Annotated in this window: 18 protein-coding genes and 2 pseudogenes; 10 read left to right on the plus strand and 10 right to left on the minus strand. The window is 62.4% G+C overall.

Going from position 1 to position 22,378, the window contains the following annotated elements; translation table 11 throughout:
- Both P9272_RS28330 and P9272_RS28335 read left to right on the plus strand, forming a co-directional pair.
- Positions 1-1,035 carry a Gfo/Idh/MocA family oxidoreductase gene (locus tag P9272_RS28330; RefSeq protein WP_278163079.1) on the plus strand — a complete coding sequence of 345 codons (1,035 nt, stop codon included), beginning with the start codon at positions 1-3 and terminating at the stop codon, positions 1,033-1,035.
- Entirely contained in the window at positions 1,032-2,924 is a 1,893-nt protein-coding gene (locus tag P9272_RS28335; protein WP_278163080.1) for a hypothetical protein, read from the plus strand. The genes P9272_RS28330 and P9272_RS28335 overlap by 4 nt, the downstream gene beginning before the upstream one ends.
- A 106-nt stretch (positions 2,925-3,030) precedes the next feature.
- Here P9272_RS28335 and P9272_RS28340 read toward each other — a convergent pair whose 3' ends face one another.
- Entirely contained in the window at positions 3,031-3,744 is a 714-nt protein-coding gene (locus P9272_RS28340) for a transcriptional regulator NanR (protein WP_278163081.1), read from the minus strand.
- Between the two features lie 185 nt (positions 3,745-3,929).
- On the opposite strand from P9272_RS28340, the gene oiaX reads away from it, so the two are divergent.
- The 3 genes and pseudogenes from oiaX to P9272_RS28355 form a co-directional block, all read left to right on the plus strand.
- Positions 3,930-5,180, plus strand: coding sequence for a 3-oxo-isoapionate-4-phosphate decarboxylase OiaX (gene oiaX, locus P9272_RS28345; protein WP_278163082.1), 1,251 nt, complete (start codon positions 3,930-3,932; stop codon positions 5,178-5,180).
- 2 nt (positions 5,181-5,182) lie between these two features.
- The gene (locus P9272_RS28350) at positions 5,183-6,508 is read left to right on the plus strand and encodes a four-carbon acid sugar kinase family protein (RefSeq protein ID WP_278163083.1); all 1,326 of its coding nucleotides are present in this window, start codon (positions 5,183-5,185) and stop codon (positions 6,506-6,508) included.
- A gap of 54 nt (positions 6,509-6,562) precedes the next feature.
- Positions 6,563-6,921, plus strand: a pseudogene (locus tag P9272_RS28355) (triose-phosphate isomerase); the annotation flags it as partial.
- A gap of 318 nt (positions 6,922-7,239) precedes the next feature.
- On the opposite strand, the gene P9272_RS28360 reads toward P9272_RS28355, so the two are convergent.
- A complete protein-coding gene (locus tag P9272_RS28360) occupies positions 7,240-7,518 on the minus strand; it encodes a hypothetical protein (RefSeq protein ID WP_278163084.1) in 279 nt (92 codons plus the stop codon).
- A gap of 135 nt (positions 7,519-7,653) precedes the next feature.
- Positions 7,654-7,893, minus strand: a complete 240-nt coding sequence (locus P9272_RS28365; protein ID WP_278163085.1) for a hypothetical protein — start codon at positions 7,891-7,893, stop codon at positions 7,654-7,656.
- A gap of 889 nt (positions 7,894-8,782) precedes the next feature.
- Between P9272_RS28365 and P9272_RS28370 the strand changes: the two genes are divergently transcribed.
- Entirely contained in the window at positions 8,783-9,088 is a 306-nt protein-coding gene (locus P9272_RS28370) for a hypothetical protein (protein WP_278163142.1), read from the plus strand.
- A gap of 1,032 nt (positions 9,089-10,120) precedes the next feature.
- Positions 10,121-10,336, plus strand: coding sequence for a hypothetical protein (locus P9272_RS28380; protein WP_278163086.1), 216 nt, complete (start codon positions 10,121-10,123; stop codon positions 10,334-10,336).
- A 163-nt stretch (positions 10,337-10,499) separates the two neighbouring features.
- On the opposite strand, the gene P9272_RS28385 is transcribed toward P9272_RS28380, so the two are convergent.
- Entirely contained in the window at positions 10,500-11,039 is a 540-nt protein-coding gene (locus P9272_RS28385; RefSeq protein ID WP_278163087.1) for an inorganic diphosphatase, read from the minus strand.
- 446 nt (positions 11,040-11,485) lie between these two features.
- Here P9272_RS28385 and P9272_RS28390 point away from each other — a divergent pair.
- Positions 11,486-11,650 (plus strand): annotated as a pseudogene (locus P9272_RS28390) (helix-turn-helix transcriptional regulator); the annotation flags it as partial.
- 51 nt (positions 11,651-11,701) lie between these two features.
- Here the strand turns inward: P9272_RS28390 and P9272_RS28395 are convergent.
- Positions 11,702-11,824 carry a hypothetical protein gene (locus P9272_RS28395; RefSeq protein WP_278163148.1) on the minus strand — a complete coding sequence of 41 codons (123 nt, stop codon included), beginning with the start codon at positions 11,822-11,824 and terminating at the stop codon, positions 11,702-11,704.
- 1,275 nt (positions 11,825-13,099) lie between these two features.
- Here P9272_RS28395 and P9272_RS28400 point away from each other — a divergent pair.
- Positions 13,100-13,240, plus strand: coding sequence for a hypothetical protein (locus P9272_RS28400; RefSeq protein WP_278163088.1), 141 nt, complete (start codon positions 13,100-13,102; stop codon positions 13,238-13,240).
- A 12-nt stretch (positions 13,241-13,252) separates the two neighbouring features.
- Positions 13,253-13,522 carry a hypothetical protein gene (locus P9272_RS28405; RefSeq protein ID WP_278163089.1) on the plus strand — a complete coding sequence of 90 codons (270 nt, stop codon included), beginning with the start codon at positions 13,253-13,255 and terminating at the stop codon, positions 13,520-13,522.
- A 1,970-nt stretch (positions 13,523-15,492) separates the two neighbouring features.
- Here the strand turns inward: P9272_RS28405 and P9272_RS28410 are convergent.
- The 5 genes from P9272_RS28410 to P9272_RS28430 all read right to left on the minus strand — a co-directional run.
- A complete protein-coding gene (locus P9272_RS28410; protein ID WP_278163090.1) occupies positions 15,493-17,208 on the minus strand; it encodes an SEL1-like repeat protein in 1,716 nt (571 codons plus the stop codon).
- A 1-nt stretch (position 17,209) separates the two neighbouring features.
- Positions 17,210-18,616: an HlyD family type I secretion periplasmic adaptor subunit gene (locus tag P9272_RS28415; protein ID WP_278163091.1), complete on the minus strand. Its 1,407-nt coding sequence runs from the start codon at positions 18,614-18,616 to the stop codon at positions 17,210-17,212.
- 13 nt (positions 18,617-18,629) lie between these two features.
- On the minus strand, positions 18,630-20,936 hold the full coding sequence (locus P9272_RS28420; protein WP_278163092.1) for a peptidase domain-containing ABC transporter: 2,307 nt from the start codon (positions 20,934-20,936) through the stop codon (positions 18,630-18,632).
- A 104-nt stretch (positions 20,937-21,040) separates the two neighbouring features.
- A complete protein-coding gene (locus tag P9272_RS28425; RefSeq protein WP_278163093.1) occupies positions 21,041-21,334 on the minus strand; it encodes a hypothetical protein in 294 nt (97 codons plus the stop codon).
- 586 nt (positions 21,335-21,920) lie between these two features.
- Positions 21,921-22,378: hypothetical protein (locus tag P9272_RS28430; protein WP_278163094.1), on the minus strand; the 458-nt coding region annotated here is incomplete at its 5' end.

Raw genomic sequence — 22,378 nt, forward strand, 5'->3', positions numbered from 1 at the left:
ATGACGGCATTACGCGGGGCGCTGATCGGCTGCGGCTTCTTCGCCGTCAACCAGATGCATGGCTGGCGCGACATCGACGGCGCGTCGATCGTGGCGATATGCGACCGCGATCCCGAGCGCCTTAGGATCGTCGGCGACCAGTTCGGCATCGAGCGGCGCTACCGCGATGCGACCGCGATGTTTGCCGGTGAGACACTCGACTTCGTCGACATCGCGACCACCGTCGGCAGTCATCGGCCGCTGGTCGAACTGGCCGCCGCCAACCATATCCCGGTGATCTGCCAAAAACCGTTCGCGCCGACGCTGGCCGACGCCAAGGCCATGGTGAAGGCCTGCGCCGAGGCCGGCGTGCCGCTGATGGTGCATGAAAACTTCCGCTGGCAGTCGCCGATCCAGGCGGTGCGCGCCGTGCTCGACAGCGGCGAGATCGGCACGCCCTTCTTCGGCCGCATCTCCTTCCGCTCGGCCTATGATGTGTTTTCGGGCCAGCCCTACCTGGCGACGGGCAAGCGCTTCATCATCGAGGATCTGGGCATCCATATCCTTGACATCGCCCGCTTCCTGCTCGGCGACGTATCGAGCCTCACCGCCCGCATCAAGCGCGTCAATCCCAGCATCGCCGGCGAGGACGTGGCGACGATGCTGATGGACCATGAGGGCGGCGCAACGTCAGTGGTCGATTGCAGTTATGCGACGAAGCTTGTGACCGAGCCTTTCCCTGAGACGCTGATCGAGATCGACGGCTCAGACGGTACGATCCGGCTGGCGCAGGGCTACCAACTCACGGTCACCGGCAAGAGCGGCACCACCGTCAGCGACGTTTCACCGGCACTGCTCTCCTGGGCCTCACGGCCATGGCACAACATTCAGGAAAGCGTCGTGGCGATCCAGAGACACTGGGTGGACTGCCTGACGAAGGGGGTCGAGCCGGCCACCTCGGGCGCCGACAACCTTAAGACCTTCGCGCTGGTCGAGGCAGCCTATGGCGGTGCGGCGAGCCGGGAACCAGTGCAGCTCGACAGCTTGCTCAGATGACCTCGGACGCCTTGCTCCTCTACGGCACGCGCGCGGTCGAGGCAGAACCGATCCGGCTCAGCGCCGGCCCGCTCAGCGCCGATTTCGTCAACGGCAATCTGCGCGGCATCCGGCACGGCGGCATCGAGGTGCTGCGCGCGATTGCGTATATCGTGCGCGATCGCGACTGGGGCACCTATGAGCCAGCCTTGTCGGATCTGCTCATCGAACAGAGCGACGAAAGTTTCTCGGTGCGCTACGCGGCAAGCTGCGAGGGGCCGGGTGGAAGCAGGCTCGGCTTTCGCGCCACGATCGAGGGCAAAGCCGACGGCCGGCTGACCTTCGATGTGAGCGCGCTGCCCGAAAGCGATTTCGAGACAAACCGCTGCGGCTTCTGCATCCTGCATCCGATCGCCGGCCTTGCCGGCAGTCCGGTCAAGATCGAACACACCGACGGCAGCGTGGCAGACACGAACCTGCCGCTACTGATCGACCCCTGGCAGCCCTTCAAGGACATGCGCGCCATAACGCATCAGGTTCATCCGGGCGTCAGCGCGGAATGCCGGATGGAAGGCGACATTTTCGAGATGGAAGACCAGCGCAACTGGTCGGACGCCTCCTACAAGACGTATGTGCGGCCGCTCGCCCTGCCATGGCCCTATGTGCTGCCGGCGGGACAGATCAATCGGCAGACGATCACCCTGCGCGTAACGGGCGGCTCCGAGGTGACTGTCGCCGCGACCGGCGCCGAGCCGGTGCGCATCGAAAATGGCGAGGCCGGAACGAAGCTGCCCGATGTCGGCGCGGTCATTTATCCGGAAGATGTCGAGGCGGCCTTGGGCAACCTTGCGCTGCTCACGAAGCTTGGCCCGCAGCAGCTTCTTCTCCACTACGATCCCACGCGCGGCCATGGCCTGGACGCCTTGCAGGCGCATGCCGAACTCGCCGCCGCATTCCCCGCCAAGACCACTCTCGAATGCGTGGCCGCCTGCGCCGGCGATCTCGACGCCGAACTCTCCGATGTCGCGAAGATGGTGCGCAGGGCGGGCCTGCGTCTCGATGCCATCGCGGTCTCGCCTTCGGTCGACCGGCAGTCGACGCCTCCCGGCAGCGTCTGGCCGGCCTGTCCGCCGCTCGAGGACGTCTATGCCGCGGCCCGACGCGCCTTCCCCGGCATCCGGCTCGGCGGCGGCATGTTCAGCTATTTCACCGAGCTCAACCGCAAGCACGTTCCGGCAGGGACGCTCGATTTCGTCACCCATTGCACCTGCCCGATCGTGCATGCCGCCGACGATCTCAGCGTCATGCAATCGCTGGAGGCGCAGCCTTTCATCACCCAGTCGGTGCGGGCGATCTATGGGACGAAGCCCTACCGTATCGGCCCTTCGACCATCGCCATGCGGCAGAACCCCTATGGCGGCGCGACCAAGGACAATTTTGACGGCCAGCGCATCGCCATGGCCAATCGCGATCCGCGCCATGCCGGCTTGTTCGCCGCCGCCTGGACGATCGGCTACGCGGCGCGCGTGGCGCCGGCGGAGCTCGAGATGCTGACGCTTTCCAGCTTCACTGGGCCGTTCGGTGTGCTGGCCGCCGCCGGCGAACCCGGCGAGGCAGAAACGCCGCGGCCGATCTTCCATGCGGTGCAGGGCCTCGCCGCGCTGGCAGGCCATACGCAAGTTGTTGCGCGCGTCAGCGACGATCGCGTGGCTGCGCTGACAGGCCGGTCGCCGGCCGGCGCCGTCACGGCGTGGTTGGCAAACCTCACGCCGGACGATGTGCCGGTCGACGCCTCGGCGTTCGCGGGTTCGGTGACGATTTGGGACGGAGCGGGTGTGCGCAGGATTGACCCAGATGAAGCGTTGGCACGCCTGACGATGCCGGCCTATGCCATAGCCAGGATCGGCTAGAGCAATGATCCCGAAAAGTGGCAATGGTTTTCGGAAAGATCATGCTCAAGCAAAGAGCATGAGCAGGATGGCGGTTCAACGAAACGTCATCCTGATCTGAACGAAGCTATTTCTCGGAGTTCATCACGTAGAGCGCGCGCGAGCGCTCGAGGTGTTTGATCATCGCCTTCTCGGCGCCGTCGGCGTCCTTCTTCTCGATGCGGCCGATGATCTCTTCGTGCTCGGTCAGCGTGAACTTTTCCTTGCCGGTCCAGATCAGCATCTCGGTATGATATTCCTTCAGCCAGCCGAGCATCGCCTCGCTGACGGCGACATAGATCGGATTGCCCGAAATCGCCGCGATCTGGGTATGGAACCGCATGTCCGCGGAGATGAACGCCTCGGCATCGCCGCGCGCTGCGCGCTGCTCGGCGACGGTTGCCTTGAGCCTTTGCACATCCTCGGGTGTCGCCTTGTCGGCGGCCTCCCTGACCATGCCGCGCTCGAAGAAGATGCGCGCGCTCTTCAGATGCTCCAGCGTGTCCTTCGACGACGACAGGATGATCTTGGCCGCGCCGTCGACCTGCTTGATGATCGACTTGGCGGTGAGCTGCAGCACTTTGGCGCGCTCGCCATGCGAGATGGCGACGAGCCCCATGTTGCTCAGCGCCTGCATGGCTTCGCGGATTGCCGGCCGGCCGACCTCGAAGCGCTCCATCAGCTCGCGCTCGGACGGCATGTCGTCGCCCGGCTGCAATTCGCCGCTGGTGATCAGGCGCTTCAGCCTGGCAAAGACTTCATCGGAAAGCTTGCGCCGGACGATCGGTTCCGAACGGTTCATCGCCGCGAATCACTCCTTTGACCTGGCCTCAATCTAACACCGCGGCCGCAATTTCCGGAATGCCCCTCATCCTTTCGCAGAGCGCTCCGCGGAAGACGATATTGCTTGCAATGCTCATATACTCATTATACCAGATTTCGAGCGCAGGGAATTCTTTTCCTGCCTTTCGACTGAGTAGACCGGCCATGATCACCCTCACCTATCGCATCGAGACCGCGGGGAGTATCGAGGCGCTGGCGGCCAAGATCGCCAGCGACCAGTCGACCGGCACCTTCGTAGCTTTGCCCGGCGAAACGGAGGAGTTGAAGGCAAGGGTGGCGGCGCGGGTGCTGGCGATTCGGCATTTGCCGGACGTCACGCAACCTTCGATACCCGAAGCCGGCAGCGGCCCCTTCAAGCGTGCCGATGTCGACATCGCCTTCCCATTCGATGCGATCGGCACCGACCTGGCGGCGCTGATGACGATCGCCATTGGCGGCACCTATTCGATCAGGGGCCTTTCCGGCATCCGCGTCGTCGACATGAAGCTGCCGGAGGAATTCAGGGGCGCTTATCCCGGCCCGCAGTTCGGGGTCGCCGGCAGCCGGAGGCTGACTGGCGTCGAGGGCCGTCCGATCATCGGCACCATCGTCAAGCCGGCGCTGGGTTTGCGGCCGCATGAGACAGCCGAGATGGTGATCGAGTTGATCGAGGCCGGCGTCGACTTCATCAAGGACGACGAGAAGCTGATGAGTCCGGCCTATTCGCCGCTGCCGGAGCGGGTGAAAGCGATCATGCCGCTGATCCTCGATCATGAACAGAAGACCGGCAAGAAGGTGATGTACGCCTTCGGCATCTCGCACGCCGACCCCGACCAAATGATGCGCAACCACGATCTAGTTCTTGAAGCCGGCGGCAATTGCGCGGTCGTCAACATCAACTCTATCGGCTTCGGCGGCATGGCGTATCTGAGGAAGCGCTCCGGCCTGGTACTGCATGCGCATCGCAACGGCTGGGACATTCTCACGCGCCATCCTGGCCTCGGCATGGACTTCAAGGTCTGGCAGCAGTTCTGGCGGCTGCTTGGCGTCGACCAGTTCCAGATCAACGGCATCGCCTCAAAATACTGGGAGCCGGACGACTCCTTCATCCGCTCCTTCGAGGCGGTGACGACGCCGCTCTTCTCGCCCGAGGATCGCGCGCTGCCGGTGGCAGGCTCCGGTCAGTGGGGCGGACAGGCTCCGGAGACCTATCAACGCACCGGCCGCACGGTCGATCTGCTCTATCTCTGCGGCGGCGGCATCGTCAGCCATCCCGACGGGCCGGGCGCCGGCGTGCGCGCCGTGCAGCAGGCCTGGCAGGCGGCGGTCCAAGGCGTCCCGCTCGAGGACTTCGCCAGGAGCCATGTCGAGCTGGCGCGCTCGATCGAGAAGTTCGCCGACGGCGGGGCGGCCTGAGCATGCAGAACCTGCTCCTCAGCTACTATGGCGACGATCTGACCGGCTCAACCGACGTCATGGAAGCGCTGGAACTCGGCGGCGTGCCGACCGTGCTTTTCATGCGCAAGCCGGACGCCGATCTGCTGGCGCGCTTCGCGCATTGCCGTGCCGTCGGGCTCGCCGGCACCAGTCGCAGCGAATTCTCGCAATGGATGGATACCCATCTTGAAGAGGCTTTCGACTGGCTGAGGACGCTACAGGCCGAGATCTGCCACTACAAGGTCTGCTCGACCTTCGATTCCAGCCCGACGATCGGCAGCATCGGCCGCGCGATAGAGATCGGGCGCGCGGTGTTCGAGCAAGCATGCGTGCCGCTTGTGATCGGCGCGCCGCAGCTCAAGCGCTATACCGCCTTCGGCCATCTCTTCGCGGCCTATCGCGACCGATACTACCGCATCGACCGCCACCCGGTGATGAGCCGCCACCCCGCCACACCGATGGATGAATCCGACCTGCTGGTGCATCTGTCACGGCAAACAGACCTTCTGTCTGAATTGCTCGACCTGGCGACGCTGCGCTCGCCCGGCCGAGCCGCAGCCTTCGACAGGTTGGCCGCCGGCGCGGCGATCCTGCTTATCGATGTCGACAGCCCCGAAAGCCAGGCGCTGGCCGGCAAGGAGATCTGGCGCGCCCGCAAGCCGGGCGGATATTTCGTCGTCGGCTCGTCCGGCATCGAATATGCGCTGCTGTCCGAATGGCACGGGAATGCGGGGCCAAGCGCGAGCTTCCCGCCGCCCGGAGCAGCCGACCGGATCGCGGTGGTGTCGGGCAGTTGCTCGCCGACGACGGAACGGCAGATCCGACATGCGATGGGCGACGGTTTCGACGGCGTCGAGGTCGACCCGGTCGAGCTGGTCTCCGAGGACTCCAACAACGCAATCGCGCGCGCGGCGGCAGCCGGCAAGGCCAGCCTGCAGGCCGGGCGTAGCGTGATCCTTTATACCGCACTTGGTCCGACCGCCGACCGCGGCTCCGAGATCAACCGCCAGGAAGGCGCCCGCCACAAGCTCGGCCGCGGCCTCGGCGAACTGCTTCGCGCATTGGCCGTCGAGCAAAAGTTAAAGCGTGTGATCATCGCCGGCGGCGATACCTCCAGCCACGCGCTCGGCCAGATGGGCGTCGACGCGTTGACGGTCAGAATGCCGCTGCCGGCCTCACCCGGCTCGCCGCTCTGTGTCGCCCATTCGAGCATCGCTGCGATCGACGGGCTGGAAGTTGCGCTGAAGGGCGGGCAGGTCGGAACGGACCGCTATTTCTCCGCCATCCGCGACGGTCTCGGCGGTTGATAGCGCCATGCCGCCCTCACCACATCCGATTCGCTGTCGCCAGGTAACTGACCAATGACACCGATGCCTGATGTCTGGATCGGCACGAGTTGGAAGATGAGCAAGACGCTTGGCGAGGCGCCTGCCTTCGCCGGCGGGCTGCTTGCCGACCCGGAAGGCGACCCGCGTGTCCGGCGCTTCGTCATCCCGCCCTTCACCGCCGCGCGCGAGGTCAAGGCGATCTGCAGTATACGTCCGTCAAGGTCGGAGCCCAGAACATGCATTGAGCCGACGAAGGCGCATGCTGAAGGATTGTGATTTTGGATATCGTCGAACTCGGCCATTCCGAACGCCGTGAGCATTTCGGCGAGACGGACGAAACCGTGGGCCTCAAGACAGAGGCCGCCATACGCCACGGCCTGACCCCCTTGATTGCATCGGCGAACATTACGTCCGATGCTCTCGGGTGGGGAACACCCGCGCAATTCTAACGCTCCGGCCAGCCGGTTCTCCCAGCTCATTCATTGGCCCAAGTCGCATTCCCAGCTTCGTCTTCTGGCTGATCAGGGCGAACATCGCGCAGCCACGGCTCGAACTCGGCCAGTATCGGTCGACTCCTTTCCTGGCGCCCTTCCCGGGGCCGGCAGGTCGTCGGGCTTGAGCCAGTTGTTGGGCCTTGCCCGACGAGTTTCAGCGAACCTGTGGGTATGCATCAAAGGCAGACGATGGTCCGCCTTCCTCGTCAGAACAAGTCAGCCACCCATCTTCTTGGCCATGGCGCAGAAATCGGCATGCGCCTTGTTGAGCGTGGTATCGCCGCAGTCTTTCAACACCGCGGTTCTTTCGTCAGGTTTCATCGCCATCCAGGCCGTTTTGAAATCGGCTTCCGACCTCAGGGTCTTCATCCCGGCATCGGTGAAGAACGGCGACATCTTGGCGGGGTCGTCGAGCGCAGACGTGGACCCGGCCATTGCTGCACCACTCACCATGGCGAGCGTAAGGGCGCCCATTGTGAACATCTTGATATTCATCGGACTACCTCCTTGAGATAATAATCCTAAGGACAAAACGTGCGCGTACCGTGAGAGGTTCCAAGCGCCGCTTGTTAGCTGTGCTAGCGCGAGCGGCTCGAAAATTCTGAAGCGAGGTGCTGGGGCTGAAGAGAGCTAATGATGGAATGCGTCATCAAAGGTCAGGGACGCGGTGTACACCACTTGCCCCCGCTCGTCGCGGACGGAAATGCTGTAATTGCGGTTGCCGCCTTCCGCATCACGGTCTCGAAGCGCTAAGGCCGGCAAGGTCGCGACAGCAGCTTTTCGAAACTGAATTTTTGAGGAAAACGGAAGCCCGACCTCATCGTGAGTGTGGTCGCCGTTGGCGTCTATGTCGAAGAAGTAGTGTGGCATGTGTTCATCCTGCTTTAGCCGCCCGCCGGTGCATTAACCTGGGTTGCGTGTGCCTCACCTTTTCACAGGAAAGAGCCCGCTCTGCTGGGGGGCGGGCTCTTTGTCGGGGCGCGCGTCAAGCATCCTCACTCCCGTCGATGCGACAACCTGCGCCCCAACGCGGCGTGCGTCTCGAACGCCGCCTAGACATCGAACTTGCGACAACCCCTAATGTTTCACCAGGTGCGCCAATATTTGGCTCCGGCCGTCACGGCCTCCTGATGATCCAATCCAGCATGTCGGGATCAACTTCCCTCTGCCCGGTGTACGACTGGATTAGCTGCATAGCCATCTCCCGCCACTGGCTCTCCGGCGACTTCCTTTAGGAAGGCAGATCTATGATGTCGGCGTCCAGCGCCGTCATTGTGATTTCGCCATCGGAGGCGAATTATATCCCAAACGGCGGTTTCGCGAGCCCTGTGAAGCGGAACAAGCGATTAGGCGCCCGAGTTGAACTCGGCAAGAGATTTTCCCGTGACGGACACGCCCGGCAGACCAGAAAACGCCAGGACCTATATCATCCAGCGCTTGGTGGATGAAACCGGGATTTCGGTAGAGGAAGCGAAAGAGTTGAATGGGGTCTTAGGCTTCGAGTCGCCTCCCTCATGCGCGAGGCCAATATCATAGTTGAGAGAAAGCGGGCTGGACGGGCATGATGTTGGAGAAGCCCGTCGCCAAGCTCGGGAGGAAAATGGCGACGGGCTGACCCTGAGACGTCCAGCGGCTACACCCCGGAAGGATAGACCGCTTTCCCCACAACCAACAGGCGCCCAATTGGTTGCAGACAGTTTTACGTACATTAGAACAATCTTGACTAACGGCGCAGCCGCACCAGACTCGCCTTATGGCGATGGGCAGCATCAACGTCGGCGATACGGTTGCGATCACCGCAACGATCCGCAAGCGTGTCACAGAGGACAGGGTCAGCGTGTTGATCCCTTCCTACCACCAGCCCCATTCGATCGTGGACACCACACCTCACATCAGTAGCGGGCAGAAGATCGAGCTCGTGGGCGAAGTTGAGCGCGTGGACGAAGATACCGTGACTGTCGGCGGTAAGGACTTAGGCATCACGGTCAAGCGCAGTGCCGTCCGGCTCGTTACGAGCCACCAGCCGCCGAAGAGGAAGGCACGTCAGAAGAATCCGCCGACCTAGTTCAACGGCCATTTCATCATCTCACTTCTGAAGCGACGACCCCGCCCGTAGTGATGGTCAGGCGATCCCGCCCGGAGCCGCAACGAGGCTCCGGCATCAAGTTGGACCCGGGATCGAACAAGGCAGAGTGTATGAAGACCTACCAGGTGGAAGAGACGGCCGGCGAAAGGCAGGGTTCCCATTACACCCTTATAGCCAGAATGCCCTGGGAGGCTGCAACGATCGGCATCAAGAAAGAGGTCGCTGGCGGTCCGCCTCACAGAAGAGAGCACTCGCGGTATATAAGTACGCGTTCAGATAATGGCGCTCGATTTGAGGGGGATCAAAGCAGTATTTGCCCTGCAGCGCATGATCCAGCGGATGTGGAACACGGTCCTAAACGCGCCCTTCTTATGCCCCTTGGAATTGGCCGTCATAGATGACGAGGGCGAGCACCCACTGGTCTTCCCATGCCGACGGACAGTGGAGGGCTGGGAAAATGCTATTACCGGCGTTGCCGTCGATGTTCACCCGACGCATTGGAGATTCTGGCGCCAGGAGAATGTCAGGCCGCAGTGAGCCCCGGAAAGCTCGCGTTGTTCCACAAATTCGAGTGTCTCGTCCGTAAGTCGTGTGACTCCGGTCGGCGAAGTCCTTGCCGGAAACTGACAGGTCCCCGCTCGTGCAACAAACTTCGTGTGAACTTTCAGTTGCCTGAGTTGCGACGAACCCCTGCGTCTTGGGTATCCCGAGAAGCTGCGCCTTTTTGCGGCTCACAAGCATTTGACGACAAAAAACCCGCCGGCCGAAGCCAGCGGGTGAATGGTTGGCTATGGCTCGACCCCGCCAGGGTCGAGGGCCTATATAGGCACATGGCGCGTCACAGCGCGCTCACAAATGTTAAGGTTCTCAGGCAAGAGAGCCGGATGTGACCCCTCGGCCGGCAAATCGCGCGGCAGTCTCGGCAGGAACCGGCGATCGCCAGTCCGTCACCGTCGGGCGACACTATCAAATGTATTCGGCGATGGCGCTTGCCTCGACTATTTTGCTGTCATGGCAAATTCCACAAGGCAAACACCACAATCGGTGGTGCAGCTTCTGGGTCCGCTGCGTAGAAAGGCCGCTCGTTACCGCGGCGGCTCCACGGACGCGGGTGATGAGTTGGTGGAGTTGACTTTGCGCGTTGCGCTTTCAGAAGAGTCCAATCGGCCAGCTGAAATCAGCCTTTACAGATGGCTGAACGACATCATGAAGCGGCACCTCAACTGAAATGGTGCCACGGTTGGGACCTGGCGATCTTAAAAGGGCTGCAAGCCCGGCCTGTCGTCCACCGGGACCGTTTGAACGAGCCGCAGGAACGTCCCCAATCGCGAAGCGCCACGCCGACGCAGATGTGCGCCCTCCCAGCGGCAAGGGTCATCTACCGATATCGTCAATGTGCCTGCCGGCGCCGAAACTCCTTCATTCCCTTGCGCAGGGACACTGCCGCTTCATCCGCGTCCTGCCAGCCTTTCAGCTTGATCTTCTTGCCCGTGCCGAGCACTGACGAAAAGAAGAACTGCTCGATCTCGCGGCGCAACTCGTCCGGAACATGACCGTCGGTAATCGGCTCGTCGGGCGCATCTTCCTTATGCGGGCAAAAGATGTACCGGTCATTGCGAATCCTGTTGCCGTCATCGTCTGTCTGCTTGAGGCGTACAGCCCCGAGCAACGCGCATTTTATGACAACGCCGGGAGCCGTCGCGGCCTGGTGGATCACCATCCCGTCCAGCGGGTCGCCGTCATCACCCAACGTCGAAGGAATGAACCCCCAATCGAACGGGTAAGTGTTCCCCACGGGCAGCGGTCGCGAGTATTCAAATACACCCGCCTTCGGTTCGTAGGCGAGCTTTGCAGCCGAGCCCTTGGGCGTCTCGATCACCATCCGGAAATATTGGCCCGTCATGGCAGGTAGCTTGAGAAGATTTGTCATAAGTCGCGGTTCCCACTAGGTTGCAAGCAACAGCACGCGCGTCCTGACGAAAGTTCCATCATTTTCGCGGCGCAAGAAACAATAGGCAGGCACCAGCGTTGATTTCGGCTGGAGCGGAGCGCGCTAAATGCCTGGGAGCTTTGGCCTCGAGTTCCAGCCCTTTGTCCAGGGAGAGCTTGGCGAACTGGCGGACCGGCATGTCGCATCCTAAGGCCAAGACCGCGTTGTGGCGTTTCTCGACCCGCAGCCGGCCTAGACGGCCCGTATTGCCGTTCGTTGGGCAGTCGATAGGCGCCGACCCCTTCGACCACGATCTCGGTCTCGGTCATGTCCGCGCCTCCCTGTTGGGACCGCAAATATTCGCATAAGTCGCGGCTTAGCGGCAAGCGCGAGAACATATTAGCCGATGCTTGCGAACCTATATGTCGCTCCGGCATTGTATGCCTATGGACAGCCGGCACTTACTCACCGCAGAACAAGCAAGAGCCGCCAGAGCTCTGTTGAATTGGTCTCGAGTGCGACTCGCTGCCAAGGCCAATGTTGGCGAAATGACTATCAGCGAACTTGAAAACGGGGTCAGGAAACCGAGGCCCGGTGCTGTCGCCGCCATGCGTCGGGCCTTGGAGGGCGCGGGAATTGTCTTTGCAGTTGACGGGAGCCCATCATTGATGCGCGACGAAGAGGCCGGTAGTCGCGAGGCCGACAACAGAAATTGGCGCCGCCGGGAGAGAAAGCGTGGCGCGCTTCAGCAAAACCGGTGGAATGTAACCAACCGTGATATTCATGCAGCCTCGCTAATGTAACGTGTGCGTCGACCGACTCCCCACCCCGAGTCGGTTAGGCCCGGCGGTTCGACCAACGCACCCCAACAGAGCGCGGAACTGTCGGGCCGCTCAGACCAGGGCATCCAGCTCGGGCCCCGCGAGTTGATGATCCTTCAACTCGGGACCTCCTTTCGTTCGGATGGCGATGATTTTAGGAAATTCCCCATATGATCGCTATCGGCCAGCGCGTGTGAATATCTAGTCGTGCGCCACCGGTCAGGCCCGGCCTGCGGCCTACCCCGCTGCTAGCCGGCCGCCCGGATCAAGGACAAGGGGGCAAGCCCTTCCGCTACGACATCTGCAGAGGCACATGATGCGCTCAGCGCCGCAGCGATCCTGACCGGAAAGGCGATCTCTACCAAGGCCTTGTAAGAGCACTGGTTTCGGGTCGTCGACGAACGGGAAGGCACCGTCCACGAATTCAGCATTGCAGAAGAGCCGCCCAAGGATTTTGCCAAATGACGAATTGGTTTGGCGCAAAGCCCGGCTCGCAAATCGAGGTTACACAGGATTATGCGGGCCGGGCTTGGCCGCCGACACCTATTCCGGGGGGGAATGGTTTCAAACTCGGCGGTAAGCAATGATCTTCGATAACCCCTTGTCATAAGGGTCCTATTCGATGGTCGTCCATTCAGCATTGTGAAAGAGCCCGCCTGACATGGGTGACAGACGGGCTCTTTATCGGGCCTACCTGCGGAAATCGCATTTCCAGTGTGGGCCTGGTTGCGATGAATCCCACCCGACGCGGCGCTCGGATATAAACAGCCTGTCCGCGCACCGCCTGCTTGGTCAACTTACCTTGGGATACGATGTTCCATTAGCAAGAGCTTGACGGAGCGACTGCCGCGCCAGAGTCATGGGTATGCGATAGGCACCATCCAAGGCTAACTAATTCGGACGCCCCATCATTACTGGGTAGCGCGACGTGGATTAATCTGCTGAGGGGCGAGCGCTTGTTCTGCAGCGAGGCTGAGGCTCAAGCGGCCGGCCGGCGAAGGGCGAGCCGATGACTAACAGCCCGACTGCCCTGTCCTGACTCGGTCCACCGCGTGCTCGCCTCAGTTGAGCGATCAATTTGGCGCCTGGTAAGGGATGTAACGTCGCGGGAACAAAAGTTCCCGGCGCTGATTGATTTCTCGAAGGGACGGCAAACCGCAAGTATGCCGAACGATGATTGAACTCACGGTCCTTGAAATGGGGGTCGCAAGGCAACGCGCAAAGCGAGCCGAGCGCTCGTTGAAGCAGGCCACGGCGCTGCTCGACGAGGACCATGGTCTCGCCGTCAGCCTTGCACTTTGCTGCCGCATTAGAGCCGGCCAGGCCAGAGCGAAGGCAGCGAAGCGCCGGCTGCTGAAGATCTCGCCGACCGCGCATTGAGGAGCCGGAATTATGACCACGATGATGTTTGCGCCACTTGATTTCGACCACCGCGAAGAGCGATCCGATCTGCACCGGGCCGCACGGCTGGAAATGCTCCATGATCGATTGGCGAAGCGTCTTGATCGCGTTGAACGCGCGGCCGACGAAGTCGAGCGAGCCGCCGCCGTTTTGGTCGACGTCACTCACGACAACGCCACAGAGGCCTTCGAAGACGCCATTCGCAGCAATTCATCGGCGGCTTTCTTGCACCTGGACGTGGGGCAGACGCTGGGGCTTTGACGGCGTCAGCCGACCCTCCGTGACACCATGTGACAGCGTGTTGCGAGCCTGTCGGAACCGATCCAAACCGCGACGCTTTCGAAAGTGAGGGGGCTACAACTCGAAAGGAAGCGCACCAATGGAACTGCTGCACATGGAACAGGCAAGAGTTCGGCAGCGTGTTGTACGCTCGGAGTCTTCCCTTAGGAACGCCAAAGCGATGCTTGACGATGATTGCGGCCTTGCGGTCGGCTTCGCAGATCGGAGCAAGGCAGCGCCGCATCGCCGAGACCAACCGGCGACTGCTGAAGGTTGGGCCGCAGACAAGCGCGCATTGACGAGTTGGCGCTGACGGTTGGTCCGGGTCTGATGGTCGGGTTAATCGATAAATCCCTTCCCACGCGTCAAAGGTTAATGCGGGCGCCTCGGTGGCTGTGGTAGAGGCGAGAGGCTGGATGTCTCTTGGGAGGAGTTCCGTCCTTTGGATATAAAATCGAAGCTCGCGAAAATGTCGGCGGCGCTGCTCGCGAGGCGTGCCGCAGCCGCTCAGTCGACCACCGCTGCCGTCAACCGAACGTCTCTCGCTGACGTTCCTCTCAGGCGCCAGTCACTTCCGTTCAAGCCGAAGCCGCCGATCCGTCCCTGCAGCAACATGTAACGCGGCGCTCATTCGTCGCCCGCAGGGAAACCTGCGTCACCATTCGCGCTCGAGCACGCTTGCTACAACATCGCCGACCGGCGTCCGCGGCGTGTTGTGTGCTGCTTAGTGTTGCGAGGAATGCAGCCTCAGGCATGCGCTCCGCAGCCGCCGCGAAGCAGCCAAGCGCGGTCTCGATCCAGACGGCGGCGCTGCGATACGCTATCATGCGCGCCTCCGCAGCGGCACGATGTGCGGCGGGTTGTTCGGCTGCTGCATGTGCCGCTCCCGCCACATCCGCTTTGCGATGCCAGGAATAGCAATTCCGTCGGCCGAGCGGCGGCCCATGCGAAGAGGTCGACCTGGTCGGGGCGAACCATCTTTCGCTTGGTCATGCGGCAGCGCTCCGCTGGCTTTGCACAATGGCGGGCCTCTATCGACCTTTGGCGAGCAGCTTGCGCACATGACTGTTGGCATTTGGCATGTCTGCGAGCATGGAGGCTGCGGCAAGAATGCCGGCTGGGGATTTGCCAAGCCGAGGCGGCCGCCAGCACCGTGGCGACGGTGAGGCTTTCCTTTGATGCTACGGACGGTACGGAGCGCTCGCTCTCGTAACAGGGAGTAAATCGTGGTAATGTCGTCTTGATGAACGACATCACTATGCCAGCCATCTCGTCTGGGTCTTGGAGCTTGGCAGATTTTGGTTTCGCTGCCGGTTGTGCGTTGCTTCTGATAGTTGTGCTTCTAGCAATTGCTAAATTCCGCGACGGCTCATAACCCAATATGTCCTGCCACATACTTGGCTCTGCAATTGCCTCGGTTGCGGTTGGTCTGTTTCAATAGAAACAACGCTGCTCGCCCGAATAGTGATGAGGCTGGCCGATCCCGGCGTGCTGGAATGGATGTCAGCAAACCGACTGAATCCCCTAGGATTTGCGACTTCAGTCGCCTCCGCCGATCACATTTGTTGGGGCGTCATCGAGGCGGCGGCATCTGGACGCCTGTGGCAGTAACCAACTCGGTGGCAAGCTCCGGCATGGTGATGTCGGCCATTACAAGCAAGCGGGAACCGCACTATGCGGGTCGAGCTTGGAATGGCGGCGGCCACCGCTGGCTTTGGACGCCAGGCTCTCGGTCTTTCGCTAGTTCCTCATCAGGATCACCAAAACGAAATCGACACCCCAAAATGTGCCGCCGCCGCACGCCGCGAATGGCCCCCTCGACAAACCGCACAACGCGTTCACACAAATCGAGCGAATAAGGCTTGGGCATGGCAAATCACCTCCATAAGTAAGTGAATCACAAACCCTTCATCAGCGGGATCCTTCGCGATTCAACCTGAATGTCCGATAATCTAAGTCTCGGCAGGCTCGCCAGCGGCGTCCTCGACGTCGCGCGCACCTGCCCGCTCAAGCCAAATGCGGGCAGCAGCCAAGTCTTGGTCGCCGGCAGTGCCCCTGGAGAGATAGCGGCCAAGCATCAGCTGCGCATGCCCGTGCCCTCTTTCGGCGGCCGCTGCAAACCATTGCTGCGCCGCTTTGGTATTAATCGACAGGCCTTGTCCGCTCTCATACAAAGCGCCGATCGCGAACATCGCTCCGGCATGTCCAGCAGCTGCGGCTTGCTTGAAAAGATGGGCTGCCGCAACAACAGAGCGTTCGCCACCGCGGCCATTGTAGAGCATTTCGCCAAGAGCCACCTGCGCGTCCACGATGCCTGCCTTGGCCGCCTGTTCAAAAAAGACCCGGGCCCGCCTCGGGTCGGCAGCTATGCCTCTCCCTTCCTGAAGCAGACGGGCATACATGTATTGCGCCTCGGCCACGCCTTTCGCCGCGCGCTCCATCCAATGCGCCGCGCGCTCTTGATCCTTGCTCACACCAACGCCTTCGGCAAAGCAAAGGCCGAGATTGAACGCCGCAACCAGATCGCCCGAGGACGCGGTTGCTCCAAACCATGTGGCAACGCTGATGCCGTCATCTGGCTCGCCTGAGCCCTCGAGAACGAGGTTTGCAAGATCGACTTGGGATTCTCGGTGGCCACTGGCTGCCGCCGCACGCAGCAAGCGCGTTCCTTCCTCGGCATCCTGAGCCACGCCGTTGCCCGAGAGATAGAGGGAAGCCAATGTACGGGCGGCGGTCTGGTGGCCCTGATCCGCGGCCCGCCGGTACCATGTCGCGGCCTCTGCATAGTCCCGCTGGGGACTGCTCGCATACAGTTCGCCGAGGCGATACGCGGCATCTACATTTCCCGCCAGCGCGGCGCGACGCACCCAGGCTTCGCCAGCGACGGCGTCCCGATCCACCAGGCTACCCTCGATCAGCGCCAGGCCCAGCCGGAATTGGGCAGATGTGAGGCCGTTCTCGGCGGCCTGTCGGTAGAGCCTTTGAGCCGCATTCAGATCGACAGGCGTTCCCATGCCATGCTCGGTGAGGATGGCAAGTAAATAGATCGCCGTTGGCAGCCCGGCGTCCGCTGCGCGACGGACCTCTGCGGCAACTCTGGTGCTTTGCTCAGGCTGTCCCATCCGCATCAGGGAAAGGGCAAGGCCAAGGCATCCTTCCGCGCAGCCGACGGCCGCAGACTTCTCGTACCAGCCGTGCGCCGCATCAAGATCGCGCATCGTTTTGGGACCTTTGCTCAGGATATAGCCCAGCAGGGCCTGTCCTGTTGCGGAGCCTGCCTCGGCGGCTTTCCGCGCCAGGTCGAGCGCTGCCGCGAAGTCTGGCTTCCTCGAAGAATTTCGCTCGAACAAGGCTTCCGAACCACCGTCGACTTCCCGGTCGGCAAGCCCGGCTACGCAGAGCGCAGCAAGAAGGGCTTGCGCATCGGGACTGCCGCGATCGGCTGCGCGTCGCAACCAACGCGCGCCCTCCGCGTGGCTGGGCGGCACGCCGGTGCCTTCCAGGTAGCAGCGGCCGATCCGATATTGCGCTTCCAAAATCCCCGCGCGTGCCGCCACGGCCATCAGCGTAAAGGCCTCGCCAGGCTTGCCGCTGTCGGAAAGCTGAATCGCCCGGCGAAGCGCGAGAGCGGGGTGGATGCGTCCAATCAGGCGGTCGAGCATAGCCATGCTATGGCTCCCGCATCGCTTCCTGTCCGATCGGCAGCATGGCGCCGAGCAGATATCTGAGCACTGTACGGCGACCGACCTTGACGTCGGCAGTTACAGGCATGCCCGGACTGATAGCGAAGTCAGCGGGCACGCCATGCAGCGCGACGTCGTCGATGGAAATCTGCGTGCGGTAAAACAGGTCGGCGTCGGAGGGCAGCATGGCCAGCGAGCTGTTGGGGTCGCGTGCCTGTTCCCGGGCCGAGAACGAGTCCGGGCTGACCGTGCGAACTGTGCCATGCGCCAAGCCATATTGCGAATATGGGAAAGTGTCGAACTTGATGGCCACGGGATCACCCACGTGGACGAAACCGCTGCTGCGACCAATTATGTTCGTCTCGATTTCGAGCACCGCATCGGCAGGAACGAGCGTGATCAGCCTGTCTCCCGACTGCAGCACCGAACCTACCGAGACCTTGGCGACCGACTGCACGGTGGCGTCGGCTGGGCTCCTCAGCTCAACCAGTTGCTTGCGCAGCCTCGCTTTGTTGAGCAATTCACGTGCATCGGACATGCGCGAGTTGGCATCCGAAAGGCTTTGCGAGACCTCGGCACGCCAGCTCTCGATGTAGCCGTCACGCTCCGCGGCAACGGCGGCCTTCTGACGCTTGGCAGCTTCCGTCGTCTGCTCGGCATTGCTGAGCGAGCGCGACATCTCGGCTGAATTGTCCTCGGCAAGAAGTGTGTTGAGGCGGCTGCCGACCTGTCGGACCTCGAGCTGCTTGCGCATCTCCTCGATCGACCCCGCGACCGCCAAACGCTGCCGGTAGCCCTCCGCATCCGACTGCGAGCGCAAGATGATCGAGCTGAGCTCGTCGCTCTGCCTATCGAAGCTTTCCAGTTTCGCGTCGTAGACGGCCTTGCGACGATCGAAGATCGAGGCTTGTAACGTCCAGCTTGGGTCCAATCCGTCATAGGTGAAAGGCTTTCCATCCGCCTCGGCCTTCAGACGGGCTACTTCCGCTTCAAGCGTCGTGACCTGGGTGGCGAGGGCCGTGAGATCGGCCGAGGCAAAAGTGGCGTCGAGCCTTGCCAGCACCTGCCCGGCCTTGATCTGTTGCCCCTCTCGCACCTCGATCGAACGGACGATCGCGGTCTCCAGCGGTTGAACGATGATGTTGGGTGACTGCGAGACCACGAGGCCCCGTGTCGTGACGACCTGATCGACCGGGATCAGTGCCGAAAGCGTTATCAACGCGACGACCAGACTGAAGATGATCCAAACGATGCTGCGCGCGACCCGTGGAATGGGGGCGTTGGCGACCGCCGTCGATGGCCACTGAAATTCGAGGATGATGGGGGCGGTCGGATCGCTCGCTTCTACGCCACGCCGGCGAGCGGGAGGGGCTGAGACAGTTATGCTGCTCATGGCCGACCCCGCCTCAAGCCACGCCCGGCGGCACAGCGGCCAGATGGCCATGTCGCGCACCGAGGTGCCGGTTCTGCTGGAACCATAGCTGACGGTAAAGACCGCATCGTTCGAGCAGCACCGAATGGGGAGCCACGTCGAGCACCTTGCCCTGATCCATGACGAGGATCTGATCGCATTCGGTGAGTGAGGCAAGCCGGTGCGATACAATGACCATCGTGCGGCCACTGGCAATGCGCATGAGGTTGGCACTAACCACCGCCTCGCTTTCGGGGTCGAGCGCGCTGGTCGCTTCGTCGAGGATCAGGATGCTCGGATTGTGGATCAGCGCGCGCGCGATAGCCAAACGCTGCCTTTGGCCGCCTGAAAGATTCGGCGATCCTTCCTCGATGTAGGTGTCGTAGCCATTTGGCATGCGTTCGATGAACTCGGCGGCGCCAGCAAGGTGAGCGGCTCGCATGGCGTCTGACAGCGTCAAGCCGGGCCGCCCGGCAATGATGTTGTCGCGGATCGAGCCGCGGAAAAGGAAATTGTCCTGCAGGACAACACCCAAACCCTGGCGAAGATGGCGAAGGTTGATCTCCTTCAGGTCCACCCCGTCAAGCTTCAGGAACCCGCTGTAGTCACGATTGATACCCTGCAGCAGCCGCGCGATCGTCGACTTGCCCGACCCGCTGCGTCCGACGATGCCGAACATCGTACCCGCTGGGATGTCGAAGGTGACGTGGTCGAGCGCCGGGGTCTTTGTGCCCATGTAGCTGAAGGTCAGGTCGTCGAAACTGATGTTCCCGGCAAGCTTCGGCCGCAGGCCGGCGGAATTGGACGCACTTTCCAGCGGGCGGTTGAGAACCGACGCGGCTTCGCCGATTGCGGCCCCCACTTCTTCGTAGTCCTCGACCAGCCGAGCAAGGCCGACCAATGGTTGCGCGACGCGTTGAGCGATCATCATGAAGGCGAACAGGCTGCCGACCATATAGCCCGTCTGGTCGTTCATCGCGAGATAGGCGCCGATCAGCATCGTGCCGAGCACCATGACACGCTCTATCGGCGTGACGAGAGTCTGCGGCCAGTTCGCCAATTGTCCGAAGGCGAGCCTGGCCTTGCCCGCGTCCGCCACCCGCTCGTCCCACAACGTCTTGCGTTGCGGTTCGAGACCGAGCGCCTTGACGGTCTTAATGCCGACGACTGTCTCGCCGAGAGCCGCCGCCTTCCAAGTCTCGGCGTCGACGACTTGCTGGTAGCGTCGGCGCAGCGGCGCAAGGAAGGCAAAGATTATCGCCGTGATCACTGCGGCGCAGAAAAGCACCATCCAGGCGAGCGTGAAGTTTATGTAGAACATCACCGGTATGAGCACGCACAGCGTGATCAGGTCGAGGAAGGTGCTGAGCAGCTTTCCAGTGAGGAATTCGCGGATGCGGTAGACCTGCGCGAGACGGTACATGGTTTCACCGGCCGGATGGCGCTCGAAATAGTCCAGCGGCAGACGCAGGAGCCGGCTGAAGACATGCAGATGCAACTTGGTGTCCAGCCGGGCCCCGACGACGTTGATGATCAGTCGACGCGCATGTCCGAGCAGCGTCTCGTAGATGAAAACGACAGCGATGATAGCGGTCAGCAGCGCCAGGGTCGAGGTACTGTTGAACTGCAGCACCTTGTTGACCACCGTCATGACGATCAGGGGAGGCAGAATGGTCAGGATGCTGAGCGTGAAGGAAGCGATGCCGATGTCTCGCAGCGGCCGGCTTTCCAACCGCACGAGATCGACAAGCCACGAGAAGGTGAAGGGCGCGTCCGCTGGGATGTAGGATCGCGTCGGACGCAACAGAACGGCCTCGCCCGACCAAACCCGCAACAACCGCAACTCGTCGATCGGTACGCCCTCCGCGTCGTCAGGCGCATTGACGCTCTTGAGGAGAACGACATTGCGCTCTGCGCTAGCCCCCATGAGGATGCCTGCGCCGCCGTCGCTGAACAGCAGGACGACCGGTCCCGACTGCTCGAAGCGCAGGAGGTGCGACCAGCGGATGCGGACGGCGCGCGCCCACATGCCGCCATTCTGCGCCCATTGCGAAAGATCGGCAGCTTCCGGGATCGGCTTGGATTTCGCTGCCCTGAATTCGTTGGGGTCTAGCTCGATCCCATGGTAGCGGGCAACCCGCAACATCGCCTTGAGGCGGGGGGCAATCTGGTCAACAACCCCGGGGCCGCCGGGGCTCCGGACTGCTTCGCTTTCTGGCCCAGTCGTGGCCTGCGGACCAGACTCCGTGTCAGCCTGGATCAGGAGCTGCTGGCCTTCGATGTTCACGGATACAACAGCCATCTGCCCTTCTTCCGTCATGCGGGCGGGCGCAGACCTTGCATTCATGCAAAACCCGCGCCCGTTCCTAGTCTTCAAGCGGGCCGGTACCAGCCCGCCATGTCTACTCAGTCATGCGGCTTCAGAATGTTCTTAAGCGCATTCTTGAGCGTATCGTCGGTCTGGACGTGTCCGACACCTTGCTTGGTCTTGTCGGAGGTCAAGTCGGACGTGGCGCCCGACGGCTTACCCTGGTTCTCACCGAAGCCCTTGATCGAATTGAGAACGTTCAAGAGGTCCGTCGTTGCAGAAGCGGCCGCCTGGCTGACGAGCTTTCCGAACGAGGCGGGGTTGCCTCCGCCGGACGAGCCGGACTGCAAGAACTGCTTGGAGTCCGTCAGCCCCAGCGTGCTTGCCGTCAAGGTTGCGTGAGGCCCGCCATTTCCATTGCCTTGGCCACCGGCAGAGTTGCCCTGCCCTTGGTGCGGGCTGTTATCGGCGTTGTTGTGGTCGCCGGAGTTGCCTGGCGCGTCTTGTTGGCCATTGCCGTGCCCGTTGTTGCCCTGCGGACCTTGGTGCCCCGTTTCGCCGCCTGGGCCTGTCGGTCCGGTGGCCCCCGTCGGACCCCCGCTACCCGTCGATCCGGTCGCGCCCGTGGCTCCGGTTGCACCGGTTGAACCCGTGGCACCTGTCGCACCGGTTGCTCCAGTCGCTCCAGTGGCGCCGGTGTCACCCGTGGCGCCCGTTGCTCCAGTAGCGCCGGTATCACCCGTCGCGCCCGTGGCGCCAGTTGCTCCGGTCGAACCCGTTGCACCAGTCGAGCCTGTTGCTCCAGTTGCACCGGTATCACCCGTCGCGCCCGTGGCTCCGGTTGCGCCGGTTGCTCCAGTGGCGCCGGTATCACCCGTCGCACCCGTGGCGCCGGTTGCTCCGGTCGCACCGGTCGCTCCAGTTGCTCCGGTGGCGCCAGTCGAGCCCGTTGCGCCAGTCGAGCCTGTTGCTCCGGTGTCACCCGTCGCACCTGTTGCTCCAGTGGCACCGGTCGAGCCCGTAGCACCAGTCGCTCCGGTCGAGCCAGTCGCTCCAGTAGCGCCGGTATCGCCCGTCGCACCTGTAGCGCCGGTCGCCCCGGTCGAGCCTGTGGCACCTGTCGAGCCGGTTGCTCCAGTGGCACCGGTCGAGCCCGTAGCACCAGTCGCTCCGGTCGAGCCAGTCGCACCTGTGGCGCCGGTCGCTCCGGTCGAGCCAGTCGCTCCAGTAGCGCCGGTATCGCCCGTCGCACCTGTGGCGCCGGTCGCCCCGGTCGAGCCTGTGGCACCTGTCGAGCCGGTTGCTCCAGTGGCACCGGTCGAGCCAGTCGCTCCAGTTGCTCCGGTCGCGCCCGTTGCACCGGTCGAGCCAGTCGCTCCAGTTGCTCCGGTCGCACCCGTTGCACCAGTCGAGCCGGTTGCTCCAGTAGCGCCGGT

The sequence above is a fragment of the Mesorhizobium sp. WSM4976 genome (genome assembly GCF_029625685.1).
Classification (GTDB): domain Bacteria; phylum Pseudomonadota; class Alphaproteobacteria; order Rhizobiales; family Rhizobiaceae; genus Mesorhizobium.